The sequence below is a fragment of the Brevundimonas alba genome, assembly GCF_011927945.1.
GTDB lineage: Bacteria > Pseudomonadota > Alphaproteobacteria > Caulobacterales > Caulobacteraceae > Brevundimonas > Brevundimonas alba.
Genome location: NZ_JAATJM010000001.1, coordinates 1,585,506 through 1,607,832, shown reverse-complemented (window position 1 = coordinate 1,607,832; position 22,327 = coordinate 1,585,506). Strand labels below are relative to the sequence as shown.

The following is a 22,327-nucleotide window of genomic DNA, read 5'->3' as shown; positions in this document are numbered from 1 at the left end:
ATCGCCGCCTGATGACCATCGCCATCATCGACTACGGCATGGGCAATGTCCGTTCACTGATGAACGCCTTCGAATACATCGGCGAGGACGCGGTCGTGACCGCCGACTTCGACGAGCTGGAGGCGGCCGACCGGCTCGTATTGCCCGGCGTCGGCGCGTTCGGCGACGCCATGAAGGCCATCGACGCCAAGGGGCTGAAGCCGGTGCTGGACCGGCTGGCGCTGGAGGTGAAGAAGCCGGTGCTCGGCGTCTGCCTGGGCATGCAGCTGTTCGCCCGCGTCAGCCACGAGCACGGCACGCACCAAGGGCTCGGCTGGCTCGACGCCGAGATCCAGCCGCTGGAGGTCGCGCCGCCCGCCAAGGTGCCGCACGTGGGCTGGAACGCCGTCTCGTTCGCGCCGGACGAATGGCTGTTCAAGGGCCTGCCGTCGGGCGAGAGCGACTACTATTTCGTCCACTCCTTCCACATGGTCTGCGCCGATCCGGCGGACCGGGTGGGCACGACCGACCACGGTGGGACCGTCACCGCGGCGGTGCGGCGCGGCAATCTGGTGGCGACCCAGTTCCATCCGGAAAAGAGCCAGGACAACGGACTGCAGTTGCTGCAGAACTGGCTGGCGCACGACTTCTGATGCTCAAGAAACGGATCATCCCGAAATTCCTGATCCGCGGCGGCCGTCTGGTGAAGATGCGCCGGTTTCACGACGATCAGCGCGAGGCCGGCAACCCGGTCTCGACCGCAAAGGTCTATGACTCCTACGGCGTGGACGAACTGATCTTCGTCGACATCGACGCGACCCGCGAGACCCGCGTGGTCACCGGCAACATCATCGAACGCGTCGCCGAGGAGGTGTTCGTTCCGCTCACGGCGGGCGGCGGCGTGCGGACGCTCAGCCATATCGAGGCCCTGCTGAAGAGCGGCGCTGACAAGGTCAGCATCAACTCCGCCGCCATCGACGATCCGGCCTTCATCACCCAGGCGGCTTCGCGTTTCGGCGACCAGTGCATCGTCGTCTCGGTTGACTACAAGGCCGACGAGTTCGGCAAGAAGCGCGTCCACGGACATGGCGGCACCCTGCAGACCAGTCACGATCCGGTGGAGTTCGCCCTGCGCATGCAAGACCTCCACGCCGGCGAGATCCTGATGACCTCCATCGACCGGGACGGGATGATGGACGGCTACGACCTCGACATGATCGCCGCCCTGTCGGACACGCTGGACATCCCGCTGATCGCGTCGAGCGGCGCGGGCAGTCTGGACGACTGCAAGAAGGCGCTGGACGCCGGGGCTTCGGCGATCACCATCTCGTCGATGTTCATCTTCACCGATCACAGCCCGATCAAGGTGCGGACCTATCTAAGCACCAACGGCGTCAACGTGCGCAGCCAGAAGGGCAGCCGCTCGTGAGCGGCCTGCTGTCCATCGATCCGGCCCGCGCCCTCGCCGATCCGGCGAGCGCCGCCATAGCGATCGTGGACAGCCTTTCGCGCAATCTGGCCGCCGAGCAGTGGTTCTACGGCCAGTTCGTCGCCGCCCTCCTGCTGGGCCTGACCATCGATCTGCTGCGCCGGCGGGACCTGGTCTCGCGGTACTGGAGCCGGTCGGTGCGGGTGGACGCCGTCTACGCTGTTCTAGAGTTTCTGCACCTCATCCAGTTCGCCGTCATCCTGCCGGTGGGACTGTTCATCACCCGCGGCCTGCAGGTCTGGGCGCCCTGGCTGGAGGTCACGGCGCTCGCCCAGCTGCCGGTGTGGGCGCAGCTGACCATCCTGTTCGTGGTGACGGACTTCTGCGTCTACTGGTGGCACCGGTTGCAGCACGAGAGCCGGATCGTCTGGCAGTTCCACAAGACCCACCATTCGCAGGTCAATCTGAACGTCATGACCACTTTCCGCGCGACGGTCATCGACCGGATCGTGGCCTTTGCCATCATGGCCGTTCCGGCCGCCATGATGCAGGTCGACGCGGCCCTGCCGGTCGCCTTGGCCGCCGTCCTGCAGTTTCACCAGCTGGTCATCCACTCCGACAGCGGGTGGTCGTTCGGACCGCTGGATCGCATCTTCGTGTCGCCGTCGTTCCACGAGGTTCACCACTCCTCGCTGGAGCCGCATTTGGACCGGAACTACGGGGGCGTCCTGTCGATCTGGGACCATATGTTCGGCACCTCTGTCGCGCGCGGCGACCAGCCGCTGGTCTACGGGCTCGTCGCCGAGCGTCTCCCCGAAGCCTGGCTCTGGCAGCAGGCGACGCCCGTGATCGGCCTCTGGCGTCTTTTCCGCGGGCGCAGCCCGGCGGCGGAGACGTCCGCATGACGCTCAGGGTCCGCTCCAGCCTCGACGCCGCCGGTCTGGCCGCCTACGCCGCGGCGCAGGTGAACGGCATGTTCCCTGACGGCGATCCCGTCGAGGCCGATGTCCTTATGCCCGCCGTCGAGGGAGCCCTGCCCCGGCTGGAGCATTGCTTCGTCCACGTCGACAACAAGTATTTCTTCGACGGCGAGAGCGCGGTGTTCAGACACCTGCACGGCGATCAGTACGCCATGTGGCTGTACCTGCTGTCGAACGAGCTGTACCGCCAGGGCGGTCCCGCCGCCGCCTGCTCCAAGCTGTTCCTGCTGAACAAGGCCCTGCACGGGATCGACGCCTTCCACGAGGTCGAGCTGCCGTCGATCTTCCTGCTGGTTCATCCGCTGGGGACGGTGCTGGGGCGCGGAACCTACAGCGACTATTTCGTCGCCTACCAGCGCTGCGGCATCGGCTCCAACCGCGACGTCTATCCGACGCTGGGCCGGCACGTGACGCTGCGGCCGGGCAGCGCGGTGCTGGGAAACTGCACCGTCGGCGACCATTGCCAGATCGCCGCGGAATCCCTCGTGCTGGACCGCGACCTGCCGGACCACACCCTGTATATCGGTAATCCCAAGACTGCGACGCTTCGGCGTCAGGACGCCAGCTTCCCCCTCTGGCGCGTGTAAGGACCAGACTTTCCGATGCCCGACGACATCCACTCCGGCTCGAACGCGGCCGCCGACTTCGCCGCACTCCGCAAGCGGCTGCACCAGGTCATTCCGGGCGGGGCGCACACCTATTCGCGCGGCGACGACCAGTTCCCGACCAATGCGCCGCCGGTGCTGGTGCGCGGCAAGGGCGCCTATGTCTGGGACACCCACGACAACCGCTATCTCGACTACGGCATGGCGCTGAGAGCCATCTCGATCGGCTATGCCGACGACCGTGTGAACGCCGCCGCGATCCGGGAGATCGAGAACGGCGTGAACCTGACCCGCGCCTCGGCCATCGAGCTGGAGGCCGCGGAGCTGATCTGCGACGTCATCCCCTATGCGGAAATGGTCAAATTCGCCAAGAACGGGTCGAACGCCACGACGGCGGCGGTGAAGATCGCGCGCGCCTACACCGGGCGGCGCTACGTCTGCATCCCGCGCCAGCATCCGTTCTTCTCGTTCGACGACTGGTTCATCGGCTCGACGGCGATCAAGCGCGGCACCCTGCCCGACCACGCCGCCTCGACCTTGCTGTTCGATTACAACGACATCGGCTCGCTGCAGGCGCATTTCGACGCCCACCCCGGTGAGATCGCCGCGGTCATGATGGAACCGGCTACGCATCTGATCCCGTGCGGCCCGAACGGCGAGCCGGGACTGGCTCCGGGCCCCGATCCGGACGCCGCAGGCCACGCGGGCAACTTCCTGCATCAGGTCAAGGCGATCGCCCACGGCGACGGCGCCCTGTTCATTCTCGACGAGATGATCACCGGCTTCCGCTGGCATCTGAAGGGCGCGGCGGAGCTGTTCGGGATCGAGCCCGACATCGCCACCTTCGGCAAGGCCATGGCCAACGGCTTCGCCCTCGCGGCGGTGGTCGGCCGGCGCGAATACATGCAGGTCGGCTCGACCGACCGCCCCGGTATGGAGCGGACCTTCCTGCTGTCCACCACGCACGGGGGCGAAATGCCCGCGCTGGGCGCCTTCGTCGAGGCGACGCGGATCAACGCGGAAGAGGACGTGCCGCGCGGCCTCTGGGCCTATGGCCGCAAGCTGAAGGCCGGTTTCACGGAGGTCGCGGCCGCCAACGGCATGCAGGACCATTTCACCACCGAAGGCCCCGAGATTCTGATGAACTATGTGACGCGGGACCGGGACGGTCAGCCGTCGTTGCCGCTGCGGACGCTGCTGTCGCAGGAAATGATCCGGCGCGGGGTCATGATGCCTTGGCTTGGAACCTGTCAGGCGCATGGCGAGACCGAGTTGCAGATGACGCTGGAGGCGCTGGATGGCGCGCTCAAGGTCTGCGCCGCCGCCCTCAACGAAGGCATCGAGCGCTACAAGGACGACCACGTGATCAAGCCCGTTTTCCGGACCCATAACTGATGGGCGAGGGCCTCCGACTGGACGGGCAGGTTGCGCTGGTCACAGGCGGCGCGGGCATCCTCGGACGCCGCTTCTGCCAGGGACTGGCCGACGGCGGCGCGCAGGTCGCGGTGGTCGATTTGTTCGCCGAAGCCGCCGCCGAAGCCGCAGCGGCGATCGGCCCCCAGGCTCAGGGTTTCGCCTGCGACGTCTCTGACCCTGCGTCGGTCAAGGCGTGCGTCGACGCGGTCGTCGAGCGGTTTGGGCGGATCGACATCCTCGTCAACAACGCCGCGACCAAGACGGCGGACGTGCGGGCCTGCATGGCTCCGTTCGAGGACTACAGCATCGACACCTGGCGGGAGATCATGTCGGTCAATATCGACGGCATGTTCCTGATGGCCCAGGCCGTCGGCAAGGTGATGGTGGCCGGCGAGATCAAGGGCCGCATCATCCAGACCTCGTCGATCTACGGACTGCTCGGACCGGACAATCGCATCTACGAAGGCTCCTCCTACCTCGGCGGACCGATCAACACCCCGGCCGTCTATTCGGCGTCCAAGGCCGCGGTCGTGGGCTTCACCAAATGGCTGGCGACCTACTGGGCCGACCGCGGCATCCGGGTGAACTGCATCGTCCCGGGCGGCGTCTCCAGCGGCCAGAACTCCGAGTTCAGCGAGCGCTATTCCGCGCGCGTGCCCATGGGACGAATGGCCGAGGCGGGCGAGATGGTCCCGCCGCTGATGTTCCTCGCCACAGACGCCTCGAGCTATGTCACGGGCCACGTTCTGGTGGTCGATGGCGGATGGACCGCCTGGTGATCGACGACCAGCGCCGACGCGACCTCTACCTCGTCGTCGTCAAACTGACGGACGTCGCCGCGCGCGCCGGATTCGTACTGGCCGCGACCTATGGATTGCCCATCGCCCAGGCGGGCCAGTTCGGCCTGTTCGTCACCCTGGTGACCCTGTTCGCCTTCGCGTTCAATTTCGAGCGGCACATCGACATCCAGCGCCGCACGGCGGGCGAGCCGCATCCGGTGTTCGACAGGGCGGTGACCTCGGCTCTCGGGTTCTTCGCCTTCAACTGGCTGCTGATGATCCCGGTCTTCCTCGTCTCGGCCGCCTTGCTGACGCACGCCAGCTGGGATCTGCTGGGCCTCGCGGTTCTGATCGTTGTCGGCGAGCACCTGTCCAATCAGGCCTATCAGTACGCCCTGATCTCCCCGCGCTACTACCCGCTGCTGCTGGTGGTCACGGTCAAGAACATCGTGCTTCTGATGATCGTCCTGTATCGCGCCCTGCTGTCGCGGGAGGGCTTCGATCTGGAGTTCGCGCTGGAGATCTGGGCCATCGGCGCGGTCATGTGCACCGCCGCGCTAGGTGTCATGTGGGCAAAGCTGAGGCAGGCCGAACCCCGCACCCGCCCGTTCCGGTTCGCTGACGATATTCTGGGCCAGCACCGGGCGTCGGCGACGCATTTCATGCTCGGCCTGATCGCCATCCTGATCCTGCAGTACGACCGCCTCGCCGTAGGGGCGCTGATGAGCCTGGACCAGGTCGGCCTGTATTTCCGCCATACGCTGCTGGTGTCGCTGGCCTATCAGGCGTTCAACGTCGTCTCGTTCAACCGCATCACGCCCGCCATCTTCGCCGAGGCCAAGACGCAGGACATCGCCCACATCCGCGGCCGCGTGCTGCGTGAGTACGGCAAGACGCTGATCGGGACGCCGCTGCTGTTGGGCGCGGCCTGGCTGGCGAACCTGCTGACGGGCGGCGCCTATGCCGAGCGGTTCCACCTCAGCCTGCTGCTCATGGCGGTGATGCTGGCCGGCTTCATGCTGAGGGCCGCCGCCGACTTCCACGCCCTGATCCTGAACGCTCGCCATCGCGAGGCTGACGTGCTGCGCCAGCAGGCGATCGCCTTCGTCGTCGGCGGCGTGCTGCTGGGGCTTCTGACCTGGCGGTTCGGGGTCTATGGCGCGGCCTCTGCCGGCGTCGTCACCTCCGGCCTTTATCTGGCGCTGGTCGCCCGCAGCGTGGCGGTTGCCGAGCGGCGCAGCGCGGGAGCAGCGGCATGAGGGTTCTGATCACGGGCAGCAGCGGCTTCGTGGGCAAGGCCCTGATGGCGCGGCTGGTCTCGACCGGCCACGAGGTGCGCGGGTTCAGCCGGAGGGCCGCGCCCGACACCCTGCAGGGCGACCTGCTGAACCCCGCGTCTCTCCGGGAGGCGCTTGCCGGCTTCCAGCCCGAAGTCATCTACAACCTCGCCGCCGAGACAGACCTCAAGGGCGCGCCCAAGGGGGGCTATGCCGTCAACATCGAGGGCGTCCGGAACCTGCTCGACGCCGTGGCCGAAGCGCCGTCCGTCTCGCGCGTGATCTGGATGTCGTCGCAACTGGTCAACCGGCCGGGGCGCACCCCCAAAACGGACACGGACTACGATCCCGAGGGCGGCTACGGCGCCAGCAAGGTCGAGGGCGAGAAGCTGGTGCGGGCAGACGAGGGCGCCGGCCGGACGTGGGTCATCGTGCGCTCGACGACAATCTGGGGGCCGGGCATGAGCGAGCACTATCTCGGCGTGCTGCGGCTGATCCGGCGGGGCGTCTATTTCCATGTCGGCCGCAAGCCGCGGCTGAAGTCCTATTCCTACATCGAGACCCTCGCCTCCCAGCTGGAGGCGCTCGGCGTCGCGCCGGCGGAGACGGTTCATGGCCGCACCTTCTATCTGGCCGACAGTCCGCCGATCGACCTCAGGGCCTGGTCGGACAGTTTCGCCGCCCGCTTCGGCCGGCGCATCGCCGCCCTGCCGGAGCCGGTTGCCCGCGCCCTCGGTCTGATAGGCGACGGCATGGCCATGATCGGTCTGCGCGCGCCGCTGACCAGCAAGCGGCTCTCGAACATGATGGCCGAATACGTCTATGACACCGCGCCGATCGACAGCATCGCCGGGCTGCCCGTGGTGTCGATGGAAGAAGGGGTTCGCCGCACCGCCGACTGGCTGGAGGCCCGGGACGGGACGGTCGCGAAAAAGGGGGAAGGCTCCGCATGACGGCGCGCGCGCTGATCTATTCGATCCACCGGATGGAAGGCTGGTGGAAGGCTGTCGGCGATGCGCTCGGCTACGACGAGGCCGTGGTGCTGACAGACCGGCGAGGCTGCGGCGACCGGTGGGTGACCAACGACTTCTATCGCGCCTATCGCAGACTTCGGCGTGACAAGGCGACGGCCTCCCCCCTGCTGAGCGAAGCCGATGTAGCGGACGTCATCGCGCGCTGCCGGGTACTGCGCTGGCTGCCGAAGGCCCGGGCCGCCGCCATGGCGCTGGCCATGGCCGAGGCGATGGAGAGGGTTTTGGAGGAGGTTCGGCCGGTCGTGGCGCTGGGCTTCCCGATCGACAGTTACGTCTCGGACGTGCTGGCCCGTCGGGCACGCGCCCACGGCGTTCCCTATTACGAACTGACCGCCAGCCCGCTGCCGGACATGTGCATGCTGATGCACCGGGGCCGGCTGATCACGGCCAAAGCGCAGCCCGAACCGGCGCTGGTCGAGGCGCGAATCCGCGAGATCGCCGACCCGTTGTTCACGCCGAGCTATGTCCAGGGGCAGGCCGCCTACACCCCGATGCGCTTCATCAAGACCTTGGGGTATTTCCGGCTGAGGGCGCTGTACTTCAAGGTCTGGTCCTGGCTGGTCAACGATCCGCTCAACCTCCACTACCTCGACGCCCAGCCGAGCCTCGGCCACAAGGCGAAATGGCGCGACATGCGCATCGTCGGCATGATCGACGCCGACTGGCAGGCGCGGATCGAAGCTTTCCCGCGCGATCGCCGGGTCTTCTTTGGCCTTCAGCTGCTGCCGGAAGCCTCCATCGACTACTGGCTCGACGACCTCGATCTGGTCCGGCACGAGGACGCTCTGGTCGAACTCGCGCGGGGCCTGACCGCTGCGGGCTACGTCGTCGTGGTCAAGGACCACCCGCTTCAGTTCGGCTTCCGCCAGACGGAGCTGATCGAGGCGCTCAGAAGCCTGCCGAACGTGGTGATCGTGCCTTATGAGGTCAGCGGCAACGCCGTTCTGGCGATGTGCGGCGTCAGCGTAACGGCGACGGGCACCCTGGGTCTGCAGGCCGGGCTTCTGGGCAATCGCTCGGTCGTCTGCGAGGCCTATTATGTCGGGTCGGACGACGACTTCATCGTGCTGCGCTCGTGGGATGACCTCGCGGCGCTGCCTGAACGCCTCGACCTGACCGGCGAGCCCGCCGATCTGCGCGCCCGTCAGGGCCGGACCATCGCGCATCTGCTGCAGGGCAGTTTCGATGCCGACTTCTTCTCGTTCCAGAAGTTCGATCCGTCCGATCCGAACCCCGCCGCCGCCGAACTGGGACGCCGGCTCGGTCAGCGTCTCAGGCAGCTTGGCCCCGATGGCGAGGACTGGCACCGGCGCGAGTTGCCGCCGGGCGGAGGAAATCACGAGGGATCGCCGCTGCGATAAGCGGCTCCGGCCCGAGCTGTGCTTGACCCTACGGGGTGAGCTTCGATAGGACAACCTCCGGGGGGCCGCCCCGATCCCTGGTGTTTTCGCGCCGCCTTCCGCAGTCAGACAGGCCAGTCCGATGATGTCGCCCGGCTACGCGATCGTTGAACCCGGACCCGATGTCCGGCCGATGGACGAGATCCAGTGGTCGCCCGACCTGGTGCGGTACGAGGCTCACGACGCCTATCGCGACTTTCTGGCCCGGCCCGCCCTCGGCGCCCGGATCAAGGCGAGCGTCATCTTCACGGCCGCGCTGGCGAAACTGCTGCTGAAGCGGGTGATACGCTACGAGATGATCCCCTACGACGTGCGCGATGACAGATCGCCGCGCGGTCGCCTGCGCTTCGTCGGCGCCGCCCTGTCGAACGCGACCGCGGGAGCGATGCGCAAGCGCCATGCGACGGCGGCTCCCGCCTCCGCCGCGGGCGCCATGGACAGCTTGGGCTGCATGGTCGTCACCATGCCACCCGCCAAGACGGCCACCCTGGAAGAGGCCGCCGCTCCGCTGTTTGAGGAACTGGCCGCGCGCCGGGGCCAGTCCAACGGCAAGCGGGAGTTCGAGGAATCCCGCGCCCAAGCCAGCCGCGCCCGGGCGCGCACACTGTTCGACGCCATCGAGACCGCCTTGCAGGAGTCCGGCGTCATGGCGGCGTCGGGAGCCTATCTCGGCCGCCCGGCCCGCCTGATCGACGTCAATCCGCAGATCAACGACGTCAGCGACAGCTTCTGGCGCGACATCTTCCCGGACGTGGCCGCCGACCAGCTACCGGCCACCGCCTACTGCCACCGCGACGCCTCGGGCGGCGACCTGAAGGCGATCATCTATCTGAGCGACGTCGGCGAGCGGAACGGACCGTTCAGCTATGTGCTGGGCTCGAACCGGATGCGTATCTCGCGCGTGGACGACCTGATCTGCGAGACCAACGACAGCAATGGCCTCGGCGCGACCGATCCCGTCGCGCGCGAACGGTTCGCCGCCCTGCCGAAGAAGCTGCGGCAGAAGGGGGCGTTCGGCAACGACCTCACGCCGGCGTCGCCGCTCAGTGAGCGCATCAACGCCGGTCTGTGGGCCATCAAGGCCCCGAAGGGCTCCATCGTCCTGTTCGACACCAAGGGGATTCACCGCGGCGGCATGGTCGTCGAGGGTGAGCGCCGCGTCATCACCTGCGTGATCGGATGACGGGGCCCGCGCCGGGCGCGCCCGCCCATACAGGGATCCTGACGTGAGGTTTCATCCCGCCGTCCTGATGGTGATGGTGTGGGCGGCCTGCATGGGCCTGTTCTACATCCTGCCGTTCCAGCTCGAGAACCGGTTCATGACCCTGTACGGGTTCATGATCCTGGCGCTTTTCATCGCCGTTTTCTGCGCCGGAGCCCTGAGCGCCAGTCTCCCGATGGCGCAGAGGCCCCTGCCGCCCGGAACCACGGTCGATTTCAGACTGGCGGACCGGGCTCTCATGCTGGCGGCGTCGATCGCCATTCTGGCCGCTCTGGCCGACACGGCGGGCCGCAACGTCTTCGATCTGGCCGCCTCCTACGAAATCCGTTCGGACCGGGCTGGCGACCTGATGGCCGGTCGCGGCTCGGACAGTACGATCTGGTTCCAGCTGGCGTTCGTCACCTACCCGGCCGGCTACGTCTACATCGTGCGCGAGGTGGCGTTCCGGCTCCGCCCGGTGCCGTGGAAGATCGGCGTCTTCGGCCTTCTGCCGGTCGCGCTCGCGTCCCTCGCCATGGGCGGCCGGGCGCCGCTGTTCTATGCCCTGCTGATGCTGGTCTACGGCTTCGCCCTGCGCCGACAGCTGTTCCCGCCCAAGCCCGCGGCGACGCGACGGCCAGCGCCGCCGGCCGGCTGGAGGCCCGGCATGCCCCGCCCGACCCTGCGGTCGAAGACGCCTTTCCGGCTGAACGCGCCGGCCAAGGCCGCCATCGGCGTGCTGGGTCTGGCGATGCTGGTCTACTTCGTCCAGGTCTTCTCCGCTCGCGCCGACGTAGCCGGCGGGATTGACGCGATGTTCGGGGTCGCCGGCGGCCAGTGGGGCGTCAACTTCAACGGACGCGGGTCCGACGTGTTCTTCTCCCTGCTCGGGCCTGACGCGACCTACATGGTCTTCGTGTTCGTCTGGTACTGGATCCAGGGCTACGTCATGTCGAACGCGGTGTTCAGCACCTACGACGGACCGGCCCTCCTCGGCGTCTATGGCATCGACCTCATCTCGGCGCTGATGCGCCGCCTGAACGGACAGTTCGTGGCGGACGGCTACTCCCATCTGGGCGCGATCAACGTCTACGGCTTCCTGCCCTCGGCCTTCGGCGCGCTTTACGTCGATCTGAAATTCTTCGGCCTGCTGGTCTCTGGCGGCTGGGGATGGCTGACCGGGCTGGTGTACCGCAGGGTCAAACAAGGCGTGGATCCCAGATGGCTGCTGGCGGTCCCCTTCGTCACGCTCGGCATTGCCTTCAGCACGATCGGCACGCCCATCGGCTTCTCGAACGGACTGGTCACCCATTTCTGGATGGTGCTGACCCTGGTCCTGTCTCGCACGATACGTGTCCAGACGCCGCCGGCGGCCGGCAGTCCCGCGCGAAGGAAAGCATAGCTCGATGACTTCAGCGGGGGGCGCGGACGGCTACAGGCCGGAGGTCGACGGGTTGAGGGCGGTGGCGGTCGTCGCCGTCATCCTGTTCCACACGAACCTCGGGCTCGCCACCGGCGGCTACATCGGCGTCGATGTGTTCTTCGTGATCAGCGGCTATCTGATCTCGTCGATCATCCTGCGCGAGATGGACCAGAAGCGGTTCACCTTCGTCGGCTTCTACGAGCGGCGCATACGGCGCATCTTCCCCGCCCTGTTCGTCGTGTTGCTCGCGACCTCGGTGGGGTCCTGGTTCATCCTGCCGCCGGAGCAGATGCAGACGTTCACCCAGAGCGTCGTCGCCACCACGGCCTTCGCGGCCAACCTCTTCTTCTGGTTCAAGAGCGGCTATTTCGGCGGCGACGCCGAGCTGTTCCCGCTGGTCCACATGTGGAGCCTCGCGGTCGAGGAGCAGTATTACGTCTTCTTCCCCTTCCTCGTTCTCATCGCCGCCGGACCCCGCAAGCGGTGGCTGCCGTGGCTGATGGCGGCGGTATTCGCGGTCTCGTTCGCGGCCTGCGTCTACGTCACCCGTGACCATCCGCTGGCCGCCTTCTTCCTCACGCCGATGCGGGCCTGGGAGCTGATCGCCGGCGTCTTCGTCGCCATGTACCAGCGGCCGTGGCTGGCTAGTCTGGACAAGGTCCGGGGCGTTCGGCCCGCGATCGAGCTGACCGGAGCGGCGGCCGTCCTCGTCTCTATCTTCATGTTCGACAGCACCACCGCCTTCCCCGGCGCGGTGGCCGCGATCCCGGTTCTCGGCACGGCGGCGCTGATCCTCACCAGCAGCCGGACATCGATCGTCGGGCGTGTTCTGGCCAGCGGACCGATGGTGGGCGTCGGCCTGCTCTCCTACAGCGCCTACCTCTGGCATCAGCCGTTGTACGCCCTGTCGCGGGTCTATGGACTGACCGAGCGCGGCCCCTTCATCTACGCCATCCTGATCGCCGCGACCTTCGTGCTGGCCTATCTGTCCTGGCGGTTCGTCGAGCAGCCGTTCCGGGATCGTCGGCGGATCAGCCGTCTGCGGATCTACATCCTGTTCTTCATCCTCTCGGGCGTGCTGGTCGCGGGCGGCGTCGCGGGGCATTTCGCCATGGGTTTCCCGAACCGCTTCGACCGCGAGACCCTGGCCTTGAACGCCACCGCCGGGTTCAGCCTCAAACGGGTCGAGTGCCACGCCGACCGCCTGAATCCGAAGCCGCCTGAAAGCGCCTGCCGCTACTTCACCGACAAGGTGCACTGGGCCGTGCTGGGCGACAGTCACGGCGTCGAGACCGCCTACGTCCTGGCCGAGGAACTGAGGCCCGCCGGCGAAGGCGTCCTGCATCTCACCTATTCCGCCTGCCAGGCGGCGCTGACCTATGAATCGACCAATCCGGGCTGCAGCGAATGGATGCGACAGTCGGTGGCCTTCCTCGAGCGGGCGCCGGAGATCACCGACGTGGTGGTCGTCTTCCGCCACAGCTTCCACATGTTCGGCGACCAGACCCGCAGCTATCCGCGCGTGCCGAACGAGATGCCGGTCTTCCTCAAGGGCGTTTCCGCGGAACAGGCCCGCCAGATCTACATCGACAGCTTCAGCGAAACCGTCCGCCGGCTCAGCGCCGCCGGGAAGCGGGTGCATGTCGTGATGCCGATCCCGGAACTGCCGACCCACGTGGAGCGGTATATCTTCGCCAGCGACCGCAGCGATCCGGACCGGATCACCGGCGCTAGCATGGAGTTCTACCGCGCCCGCAACGCACGCATCCTGCCCGTGCTGCGACGGCTGGACAGCCTGCCCGGCGTGAACCTCGTCGATCCGACGCCGGCCTTCTGCGACGAGGTGCAGTGCCGCTCGATCATCGACAACCAGTCGATGTACTACGACGACGACCACCCGAGCCTCGCGGGCGCACGGCGGTGGATCAAGATGGCGCGGGCCAATGGCGACCTCCCGATGACGGGTCCGGCGCCGGATCCGAACGCGGCCGTGAGCGCCGGGGTCAAGGTCGACTGACGGACCGTCAGGTGGGCCGCGTCTCCATCGGCTTCGCCGGATTGCCGATCACGGTCACGCCCGGCGGCACGTCCTTCGTCACCACCGCGCCCATGCCGATGATCGCACCCTTGCCGATACGCAGGGGCTTGTCGCGCGCGCCCTGACGCAGGATCGCGCCGGTGCCGACGTAGACGTCGTCCTCGATGTGGACGTTGCCGTTGCAGCAGACGTTCGGCGCGAAGGTGACGAAGTCCCCGATCACGCAGTCATGGGCGACATACGAATAGATGTTGCAGTGGAAGTGACGGCCGATCCGCGCCGAGGCGGTGACGACGGTGAAGTCGCAGAATACGGCGCCCTCGCCCACGACCACGTCCGGGCCGCGCCGGTGGGTCGCGGCGGCCAGACTGCCCGCGGTGATCCGGTCGGCGATGCGGCGGCGGACGGCGGCGTCTCCGACCGCCACGACCGCCGGACAATCCAGGGCGTCGGGACCGATCACCGGCAGGCCGCAAACCACGCCGCCGATCTCGCTCGGATCATCGGAGACGAAGACGACCGAGCCGCCCCCCGCGGCCTCGACCGCGTCGAGGGCCGATCGCACGAGCTCGCGGCCGAAGCCGCCCGGTCCGTAGATGGCGATTTTCATGGGGCGATACTGGCATAGTCATATGACCCTCGCCACCGCCGGGCTAAGGGTCGGCTCCAACGGCGTTCAGCGGGGATGACAGATGGCGAACCGGACCGGAAAGGTGCTGGTCACCGGTGCGACCGGTTTCCTCGGCGGCGCCGTCGTGGCCCGGCTCGTCGCCGACGGCCGCCCGGTCCGCGCCGCCGTAAGGCAGGCGGGCGCGCCGATGCCGGCGGGCGTCGAAACCGTATCCGTCGGAGACCTGGGCCCTGACACGGATTGGGCGGAGGCGCTGTCCGGCGTCGAGACGGTCATTCACTGCGCCGCCCGGGCGCACGTGCTTCGCGAGACAGCCGGCGATCCCTTGGCAGAGTTCCGGAGGGTCAACGCCGACGGGGCCGTGGCGCTCGGGCGGCAGGCGGCGGTCGCGGGCGTCCGGCGGCTGATCTTCATCTCCAGCATCGGGGTGAACGGCGCCGAGACCCGTGGCGAACCGTTCCGCCCGATCGACACGCCTCGCCCCCATTCGCCCTACGCCGTGTCGAAACATGAAGGGGAGCTGGGGTTGGCGGAGGCTGCGGCGACGACCGGCCTCGAACTGGTCATCATCCGGCCGCCGCTGATCACCGGGCCGGACCCAAAGGGCAACCTGGGCACGCTGGCGCGCTTCATCGCGCGCGGCCTGCCCCTGCCCTTCGCCCTGGCCACGCGCAACCGGCGGGATCTGGTTTCGCGCGAGACGCTGGCCGACCTGATCGCGATCTGCATCGACCATCCGGCGGCGGCCGGTCAGACCTTCCTCGTCAGCGACGGCGCGCCTGTGTCCACCCGTCGACTGCTGGAAGACATGGCCGCCGATATGGGACGGCCGCTCAGGCTGCTGCCAGTGCCGACCGGCCTACTGGCGCTGGCGCTGAAGTTGGCGGGCCGCTCCGCCATGAGCGCCCAGCTGTTCGGTGATCTGGAGGTCGACATCGCCCACACCCGCGACACCCTCGGCTGGACCCCGTGAACACAGGCGGACACGGCGCCCGGCGCTTTCTCGCAAGCGGTGAATGGGTTAGGTCATCGAAGCGTGACGGCGCCCGCCGCCGCGTCCTGGAAGGGGTCTGGAATTGAGCGTCTTCATCATCGCCGAAGCGGGTGTGAACCATAACGGCGACGCCGACCGGGCGCTCGCCATGGTCGATGCCGCGCGGGCCGCTGGGGCCGACGCGATCAAGTTCCAGACCTTCTCGACCGACAAGGTCATCGGCCCCACCGCCGAGAAGGCCGAGTACCAGAAGCGCGAAACCGGCGAGGGCAGCCAGCGCGACATGGTGCGCCCGCTGGAAATGTCCGACGAACTGCACCGCCGGCTGGTGGAACGCTGCCGCGAGCAGGGCATCGAGTTCATGTCGACCCCCTTCGACGAGGAGGCGGCCGACTTCCTGCTCGACCTCGGCATGAAGCGGATCAAGGTGCCGTCGGGCGAAATCGTCAACCACCCCTTCCTGCGCTTCCTGGCGTCGAAGGACCGGCCGCTGATCGTCTCCACAGGCATGGCCGACATGCAGGAGATCGAGGAGGCCGTCGCCCTGATCGCCCGGGTTCGCGAGGGGCATGGCTTCACAGCGCCGATGAGCGAGGCGGTCACCATTCTGCACTGCACCTCCAACTATCCGGCGGCCTGCTCCGACGTGAACCTGCGCGCCATGCAGAGCATCGCCGAGGTCACCGGTCTGCCGATCGGCTATTCCGATCACACCCTGGGACTGGCGGTCTCGACCGCCGCCGTGGCCATGGGTGCGACGGTCATCGAGAAGCATTTCACCCTCGACAACACCCTGCCCGGCCCGGACCACCGCGCATCGCTGGAACCGCATGAACTGACCGCCCTGATCCGCCAGATCCGCGACGTCGAGGCGGCGCTCGGCTCTCCGGTCAAGGCGCCTACGGCCTCCGAAATACCGGTTCGCGCGGTGGTTAGGCGCTCGGTCACCGCCCGCCGCGCCCTGCCCGCAGGTCACGTGCTGGGACTGGAGGACGTGATCCTGCTGCGACCGGCATCGGGAATCCCGGCCAAGGCGCTGGACGAGGTGCTGGGCCGGACGCTCACCGCCCCGATCGAGGAAGGCCACCCCCTGCAGTGGGAGCATCTGGCCTGACGATGCGCCGCATCTGCTATGTCAGCGGGACCCGGGCCGACTTCGGCCTGATGCAGCGCACCCTGCTGGCCATCGACGGTCATCCGGACCTGTCGCTGTCGGTTATCGTCACCGGCATGCATCTGTCCCGCGAGCACGGCCACACCGTGGACGAAGTGGCAGCGGCGGGCTTCGACATCGTGGACCGCGTGCCCGTGGCGCTGGAACCGGCGACCGGCGCGACCATGGCGCGGGGCATCGGGGCGATGATCCCGGCCTTCGTCGACGCCATGGAGGCGGCGCGGCCCGATATCGTCCTGCTGCTCGGCGACCGGGGCGAGATGCTGGCCGGGGCCATAGCCGCCATCCACCTGAACCTGCCGGTGGCCCATGTCTGCGGCGGCGAGCGCTCCGGCACCGTCGACGAGCCCATCCGGCACGCCATCTCGAAGCTGTCCCATCTGCATTTCGCCGCCACCGAGGGCGCGCGTGAGCGGCTGATCCGCATGGGCGAGGCTCCCGAGCACGTGCATGTCGTCGGCGCGCCGGGCATCGACGGCCTGACCGATGGCCCCCTGCCTGACCGCGCGGCCGTCATGGCGGCGCAAGGCCTCGATCCGGCGCGCCCCTTCGCGCTGATGGTCTATCACCCCGTGCTGCAGGAGGCGGATCGCGCCGCCTCCGACACCGCCATTCTGGTCGACCAAATCCTGGCCGCGGGTTTTCAGCTGCTGGCGCTGATGCCCAACGCCGACGCCGGCAGCGACGGGGTCCGGCAGGCCCTCCGCGACGCGGAGCATCGGCTGGACGTGCAACTTCGCACCCATCTGGCGCGCCCGGACTTCCTCGCCGCTCTCGCCGTGGCCGATCTGATGGTCGGCAACTCCAGTTCGGGCATCACCGAGGCCTCGAGCTTCGGCACGCCGGTGCTCAACGTCGGGCGGCGCCAGAACCTGCGCGAGCGCAACGCCAATACGACCGATGTCCCGATCACGGCCGAGGCGGTCGGCGCCGGCCTCCGCGACCTGCTGGCCCACGGACGCTATCCGACGGACAACATCTACAGCGTTCCGGGCGGCACGGCGGCGGAGCGGATCACGGCGCATCTGGCCAGCGCGGTCATCGACGACGCCCTGCTGATGAAGGTGAACCGGTACTGAGATGATCCATCTGATCGGGGGCGGAGGTCACTGCAAGGTCGTCATCGACGCGCTGCTCGCCGGCGGCGCCGATCGCGGTGGACTGCGGGTTCGCGACGGCCGGCCCGAGATGCAGGGCGCGGAGGTGCTCGGCGTCACCGTGGACTGTCCCGAGATCGACGAACGGCTATCAGGGCAGGCGGTGCATGTCGCGGTCGGAGCCAACGCCGTCCGCGCCCGTCTCTTCCTCGCCGCTGAGGCCGCAGGCGCGCGGCCGGTGGCGGTGCGACACCCCTCGGCCTCGCTCTCGCCCTTGGCACGGATCGGCGACGGCGCCTTCGTCGGAGCACTGGCGGTGGTCGGGCCGGGGGCCGTCGTCGGCCGGAATGTGATCGTCAATCACGGGGCGGTCGTCGAACATGACAGCCGGATCGGCGATCACGCCTTCATCGGCGCCAACGCCGCGCTCGGCGGCGGGGTGACGATCGGCGAGAGGGCGACCGTGGGCCCCGGCGCCGTCGTGCCGACCGGACGAACGGTAGGCCCCGGCGCTGTGGTCGCGCCGGGCGCGGTCGTCAGCCGGGACCTGCAATCCGACGAGACATGGCCGGACGCGAAAGCGCCGGGGGGAAGCTGCAACGCATGACAGACATCAACGACTTCTGCGCCCGGCGCACGGCGACGATCCGGGACGCCATGGCGACGATCAACGCTTCGGGCATGCAGATGCTGCTGCTGCTCGACGCCGATGGCCGCTTCCAGCGCACCGTGACCGACGGCGACCTGCGACGCCTTCTGCTGGACGGCGCGGAAATGGCCGGGACGCTGGAGAGCCTGCCGGACCTGGCCTCCGTCACCGCGCCGGAAGAGATCAGCCGCAAGGGCGCGCTCGCCCTGATGGACAAGCACGAGATCAACCACCTGCCGCTTATCGACGGCGACGGGCGGGTGGTGCGGGTGCTGAACCGCCGCGATATCGGCGCGCCCATCCTGCTGTCCACGCCGCACATGGGCGAGGCCGAGCTGCACTATGTGGAGGAGGCGTTCCGCACCAACTGGATCGCGCCGCTGGGACCCAACGTCGACGCCTTCGAGCGCGAGATCGCCGATCTGGTCGGGGCCGGGCACGCGGCGGCCGTCTCCTCCGGCACGGCGGCGATCCATCTGGCGGTGCGCATCCTCGGCGTGCAGCCCGGCGACAAGGTCTTCTGCTCGACCCTGACCTTCGCGGCCTCGGCCAATCCGATCGTCTATGAGGGCGGCGAGCCGGTCTTCATCGACAGCGAACCGGGCAGCTGGAACATGTCGCCGGTCGCGCTGGAGCGCGCCTTCGACGCCGCGACCGCCGAGGGGTGGCTGCCCAAGGCCGTGATCGTGGTCAATCTGTACGGCCAGAGCGCCGACATGGACGCGCTCAACGCCATCTGCGACCGCCACGGCGTGCCGGTGATCGAGGACGCCGCCGAAAGCCTCGGCGCCCGCTACAAGGGCCGGCCCTCCGGCGTGTTCGGGCGGATGGGCGTCTACTCTTTCAACGGCAACAAGATCATCACCACCTCGGGCGGCGGCATGCTGGTCTCCGACGACGAGGAGCTGATCAAACAGGCGCGGTTCCTCGCCACCCAGGCCCGCGATCCGGCGCCGCACTATCAGCACAGCCAGATCGGCTTCAACTACCGCATGTCGAACATCCTGGCGGGGGTCGGGCGCGGTCAGCTGCAGGTGCTGGAGCAGCGCGTCGAGGCGCGGCGGGCGGTCTATGAGGCCTATCGCGACGGCCTGTCCGACATCGAGGGGCTGGAGTGGCAGCCGGAGCCGGACTGGAGCTATTCCAACCGCTGGCTCTCGGCCCTGACAATCGATCCCGACGTCGCCGGCTTCACGGCGTCGGACGTGATCCGCCGGCTCGGGGACGAGATGATCGAGGCCCGCCCCGTATGGAAGCCGATGCATCTGCAGCCGGTCTTCGCCCACTGCCGTCACTTCGCCCACGGGAACGAACCCGTGTCGGACCGGATATTCGATCAGGGACTATGCATGCCCTCGGGCTCGAACATGAGCCCCGCCGAAATCGCGCGGGTCGTCGACGCCATGCGCGGCATTTTCAAGGGCCGCTGAACCCATGAAGCGCGCGTTCGACTTCATCATGGCGCTGGGCGCGCTGATCGTCTTCGCCCTTCCCATGCTGGCCGTGGCCATCGCCGTGCGCGCGACGTCGAAGGGGCCGGCGATCTACTGGTCCGACCGCGTCGGTCGGGAGAACCGGCTGTTCCGGATGCCCAAGTTCCGCTCGATGCGTATCGAGACGCCGGCGGTCGCCACTCATCTGCTCAGCGACACCACCGCCTGGCTGACCCCGATCGGCGGCTTCCTGCGCAAGAGCAGCCTGGATGAACTGCCGCAGCTGTGGAGCATCCTCGTCGGCGACATGTCGATCGTGGGTCCGCGTCCCGCCCTGTTCAACCAGGACGACCTGATCGCCCTGCGCACGGAGCTCGGCGTTCACCGGCTGCGTCCCGGCCTGACCGGCTGGGCCCAGGTCAACGGTCGGGACGAACTGCCCATTCCCGACAAGGTCCGGCTGGACGTCGAATATCTGCAGAACCGGACCTTCGGCATGGACCTGAAGACGATCTGGATGACCGTCGGCAAGGTCGTGCGGGCCAAGGACATTTCGCACTAGTCCGGTCCGCCGGACCGGCCGCCGCGGTCAGGCCCGGCGCATCGGCAGCACCGCCGCCGACATCTCTTCCGACGACACCGCGCGGACCTTGGCGAGGGTTTCGAAGATCAGCGTCCGCGTCGCCGCATCGTCACCCTGACGGGCGACCCGCTCCAGCTTGTGCACGGTCTGCTCGGTCATGCGCGCCCCTTGGATGCGGTCGGTGACGCACATCAGGCTCTGGCCGCACATCTCCGAGACCTCGCTGGAATCGACCAGCTCCTCGAACAGCTTCTCGCCGGGGCGCAGGCCGGTGACCTCGATCTCGATATCCCGCCCGGGCGTCTTGCCGGACAGCTCGATCAGCTGACGGGCCAGATCCATGATCTTCACCGGCTTGCCCATGTCGAGCACGAAGACGCCCAGCGGACCGTCCGTCTGCCGCGCCGAATGCGCCGTGGCGTGCAGGACCAGCTGCACGGCCTCGGGGATGGTCATGAAGTAGCGCTCGATATCCGGATGGGTCACCGTCACGGGGCCGCCGCGCTCGATCTGCGCCCGGAAGGTCGGCACCACCGAGCCGGCGGAGCCCAGCACATTGCCGAACCGGACGACGCTGAACCGGGTGTTGCCGGCGCTGGTCTGCTGCGCGCGCACGACCGCCTCGGCCAGACGCTTGGTCGCGCCCATCACGTTCGGCGGATCGACAGCCTTGTCGGTCGAGATGAAGACCATGTGCTTGACGCCGGCGGCGTTGGCCGCTTCGGCCACGTTCCAGGTGCCGACGACATTGGTCAGCACGCTCTCGCAGGGATGCCGCTCCATCAGCGGCACATGCTTCAGGGCCGCGGCGTGGAAGACGACGTCCGGGCGCACGTCCTCGAAACAGTCGTTCAGCAGCGCCTTGTTGCGGACGTCGTACAGATATTCGCGCCGCGAGAGGGTCGGCCAGCGATCTCCGATCTCCTGATCGATCTTGAACAGGCCGAACTCCGAGTTGTCGACCATCGCCAGATGCCCGCAGCCGAGGCTGGCGACCTGCCGGCAGATTTCCGAGCCGATCGAGCCGCCGGCGCCGGTGACCAGCACCCGCCGGCCCGCAACCAGCGCCCTGAGCGGGGCGTCATCGAGCCGAACGGGCGGACGCGCCAGCAGCTCTTCAAGCTGGAACTCGCGCATCGCGCCGTCGTCGCCGGCGCCGCCGACCTCGACCAGGCTGGGGGTACGCAGCAGCTTGACGCCGCCGGTCCGCAGATGACCCAGGCGCTCGACGCCGAACTCCGCCGGGCTGATGGAGTCGTCGAGGAATACGATCGCCGGCTCGGCGCCGCGCTCCGCCAGCTCTTCGAGCATGTCCGCGGCCTGCTGAACGCCAGCGAGAACCTTCACGCCGCGCAGTTCCCGCGCCGCCGCTCCCGCTGACTCGGTGACGATGCCCGCCGGACGGTAGTCGTCCTCGCTGCGCGACAGATCCCGCAGGAAGGTGTCCGCGCGATCCATTCGGCCGACCAGAATGAGCGGGCTGCGGTCGTCCTGCTTGCCGAGGAAGGGGACGAGGCTTCTCAGGGCGTCCTTGTCGTGGGCGATCCGCCGCACCAGCACCAAGGCCAGCGTCATGACGATGTCGAGCACCGGCAGGATAAGCAGTGTCGTGCGGGGCAGGGACGCGCCCCGCTCGAGGAAGAAGTTGAAGGCGAGGAAGATGAAGGCCGACAGGACGGAGTTGCGGACCAGCGGACCGATGTCGACGATGGAAACATAGCGCCACAGGGCGCGGTCTGTCCGGAACGCCAGGTCGAGCGCGAGACCCAGGACGGCGAACGCCATCGCGTGCGGCCACGCCGCTTCAGCGGCCCGGAGAACTCCGGCCGGAGTCAGGCCATGGCCCGCCACCAGCATATAGGCGGCGATCACCGCCGCCACCCGGATGCCGGCGCGCGCGGTTACCTTCAGTCCCCGGATAATCAGCGTGTTTGCAATGCCCAAGTCAGTTCCGCCGCTGATATGACCCCAAACCGGCGTCGCCCACAGTATAAGTGCGCGTCATCGCAGTATGGTGACGAAAACAGTCGGTCCCTTCACTTCTATGCCGATCAGAAGGAAACGGTCGCGCAAGCCCCCGCGACAATCCCCCGACGGCCTCCAATCACCGAAACCCGAAAAAGTTCCGGCGTCTTAGCCATTTCCGGCCAAGCTGTCACCTGCCTGCACCCCACAGGCGTAACAAGGGTTTCGGAAAATATATAT

Annotated in this window: 20 protein-coding genes; 18 read left to right on the top strand and 2 right to left on the bottom strand. The window is 67.9% G+C overall.

What is annotated here, in order from left to right:
- The first annotated feature begins 11 nt into the window (after positions 1 to 11).
- The 12 genes from hisH (at position 12) to GGQ87_RS07850 (ending at position 13,540) form a co-directional block, all read left to right on the top strand.
- Entirely contained in the window at positions 12 to 632 is a 621-nt protein-coding gene (gene hisH, locus GGQ87_RS07905; protein WP_168046310.1) for an imidazole glycerol phosphate synthase subunit HisH, read from the top strand.
- The gene (hisF, locus tag GGQ87_RS07900) at positions 632 to 1,408 is read left to right on the top strand and encodes an imidazole glycerol phosphate synthase subunit HisF (RefSeq protein ID WP_168046309.1); all 777 of its coding nucleotides are present in this window, start codon (positions 632 to 634) and stop codon (positions 1,406 to 1,408) included. The genes hisH and hisF overlap by 1 nt, the downstream gene beginning before the upstream one ends.
- On the top strand, positions 1,405 to 2,313 hold the full coding sequence (locus GGQ87_RS07895) for a sterol desaturase family protein (RefSeq protein ID WP_168046307.1): 909 nt from the start codon (positions 1,405 to 1,407) through the stop codon (positions 2,311 to 2,313). Before hisF ends, GGQ87_RS07895 begins: the two co-directional genes overlap by 4 nt.
- Positions 2,310 to 2,975, top strand: a complete 666-nt coding sequence (locus GGQ87_RS07890; RefSeq protein ID WP_168046305.1) for an LbetaH domain-containing protein — start codon at positions 2,310 to 2,312, stop codon at positions 2,973 to 2,975. The genes GGQ87_RS07895 and GGQ87_RS07890 overlap by 4 nt, the downstream gene beginning before the upstream one ends.
- A gap of 15 nt (positions 2,976 to 2,990) precedes the next feature.
- Complete coding sequence (locus GGQ87_RS07885; protein ID WP_168046303.1) at positions 2,991 to 4,388, top strand: glutamate-1-semialdehyde 2,1-aminomutase; 1,398 nt, start codon at positions 2,991 to 2,993, stop codon at positions 4,386 to 4,388.
- Entirely contained in the window at positions 4,388 to 5,188 is an 801-nt protein-coding gene (locus GGQ87_RS07880) for an SDR family oxidoreductase (protein WP_168046301.1), read from the top strand. Before GGQ87_RS07885 ends, GGQ87_RS07880 begins: the two co-directional genes overlap by 1 nt.
- The gene (locus tag GGQ87_RS07875) at positions 5,173 to 6,447 is read left to right on the top strand and encodes a lipopolysaccharide biosynthesis protein (RefSeq protein ID WP_168046299.1); all 1,275 of its coding nucleotides are present in this window, start codon (positions 5,173 to 5,175) and stop codon (positions 6,445 to 6,447) included. Before GGQ87_RS07880 ends, GGQ87_RS07875 begins: the two co-directional genes overlap by 16 nt.
- A complete protein-coding gene (locus tag GGQ87_RS07870) occupies positions 6,444 to 7,418 on the top strand; it encodes an NAD-dependent epimerase/dehydratase family protein (RefSeq protein WP_168046280.1) in 975 nt (324 codons plus the stop codon). Before GGQ87_RS07875 ends, GGQ87_RS07870 begins: the two co-directional genes overlap by 4 nt.
- A complete protein-coding gene (locus GGQ87_RS07865) occupies positions 7,415 to 8,860 on the top strand; it encodes a hypothetical protein (protein WP_168046278.1) in 1,446 nt (481 codons plus the stop codon). The genes GGQ87_RS07870 and GGQ87_RS07865 overlap by 4 nt, the downstream gene beginning before the upstream one ends.
- A gap of 172 nt (positions 8,861 to 9,032) precedes the next feature.
- Complete coding sequence (locus GGQ87_RS07860; RefSeq protein ID WP_209282416.1) at positions 9,033 to 10,082, top strand: hypothetical protein; 1,050 nt, start codon at positions 9,033 to 9,035, stop codon at positions 10,080 to 10,082.
- Positions 10,083 to 10,125: 43 nt separating this feature from the next.
- On the top strand, positions 10,126 to 11,502 hold the full coding sequence (locus GGQ87_RS07855; RefSeq protein WP_168046274.1) for a hypothetical protein: 1,377 nt from the start codon (positions 10,126 to 10,128) through the stop codon (positions 11,500 to 11,502).
- Between the two features lie 4 nt (positions 11,503 to 11,506).
- The gene (locus tag GGQ87_RS07850) at positions 11,507 to 13,540 is read left to right on the top strand and encodes an acyltransferase family protein (RefSeq protein WP_168046272.1); all 2,034 of its coding nucleotides are present in this window, start codon (positions 11,507 to 11,509) and stop codon (positions 13,538 to 13,540) included.
- A 7-nt stretch (positions 13,541 to 13,547) separates the two neighbouring features.
- Here GGQ87_RS07850 and GGQ87_RS07845 read toward each other — a convergent pair whose 3' ends face one another.
- Positions 13,548 to 14,171 (bottom strand): NeuD/PglB/VioB family sugar acetyltransferase, encoded by a 624-nt coding sequence (locus GGQ87_RS07845; RefSeq protein ID WP_168046270.1) that lies wholly within the window; start codon positions 14,169 to 14,171, stop codon positions 13,548 to 13,550.
- Positions 14,172 to 14,253: 82 nt separating this feature from the next.
- On the opposite strand from GGQ87_RS07845, the gene GGQ87_RS07840 reads away from it, so the two are divergent.
- The 6 genes from GGQ87_RS07840 to GGQ87_RS07815 all read left to right on the top strand — a co-directional run bounded on the left by GGQ87_RS07840 (position 14,254) and on the right by GGQ87_RS07815 (position 20,101).
- Positions 14,254 to 15,165: an NAD-dependent epimerase/dehydratase family protein gene (locus tag GGQ87_RS07840; protein ID WP_168046268.1), complete on the top strand. Its 912-nt coding sequence runs from the start codon at positions 14,254 to 14,256 to the stop codon at positions 15,163 to 15,165.
- Between the two features lie 103 nt (positions 15,166 to 15,268).
- Complete coding sequence (gene neuB, locus GGQ87_RS07835) at positions 15,269 to 16,300, top strand: N-acetylneuraminate synthase (RefSeq protein WP_168046265.1); 1,032 nt, start codon at positions 15,269 to 15,271, stop codon at positions 16,298 to 16,300.
- Positions 16,282 to 17,439 (top strand): UDP-N-acetylglucosamine 2-epimerase, encoded by a 1,158-nt coding sequence (gene neuC, locus GGQ87_RS07830; protein WP_209282415.1) that lies wholly within the window; start codon positions 16,282 to 16,284, stop codon positions 17,437 to 17,439. The genes neuB and neuC overlap by 19 nt, the downstream gene beginning before the upstream one ends.
- A gap of 1 nt (position 17,440) precedes the next feature.
- Positions 17,441 to 18,064 (top strand): acetyltransferase, encoded by a 624-nt coding sequence (locus tag GGQ87_RS07825; protein ID WP_168046261.1) that lies wholly within the window; start codon positions 17,441 to 17,443, stop codon positions 18,062 to 18,064.
- Complete coding sequence (locus GGQ87_RS07820; RefSeq protein WP_168046259.1) at positions 18,061 to 19,536, top strand: aminotransferase class I/II-fold pyridoxal phosphate-dependent enzyme; 1,476 nt, start codon at positions 18,061 to 18,063, stop codon at positions 19,534 to 19,536. The genes GGQ87_RS07825 and GGQ87_RS07820 overlap by 4 nt, the downstream gene beginning before the upstream one ends.
- A gap of 4 nt (positions 19,537 to 19,540) precedes the next feature.
- Positions 19,541 to 20,101 carry a sugar transferase gene (locus tag GGQ87_RS07815; RefSeq protein ID WP_168046257.1) on the top strand — a complete coding sequence of 187 codons (561 nt, stop codon included), beginning with the start codon at positions 19,541 to 19,543 and terminating at the stop codon, positions 20,099 to 20,101.
- 27 nt (positions 20,102 to 20,128) lie between these two features.
- Here GGQ87_RS07815 and GGQ87_RS07810 read toward each other — a convergent pair whose 3' ends face one another.
- Entirely contained in the window at positions 20,129 to 22,066 is a 1,938-nt protein-coding gene (locus GGQ87_RS07810; protein WP_168046255.1) for a polysaccharide biosynthesis protein, read from the bottom strand.
- Positions 22,067 to 22,327 lie beyond the last annotated feature (261 nt).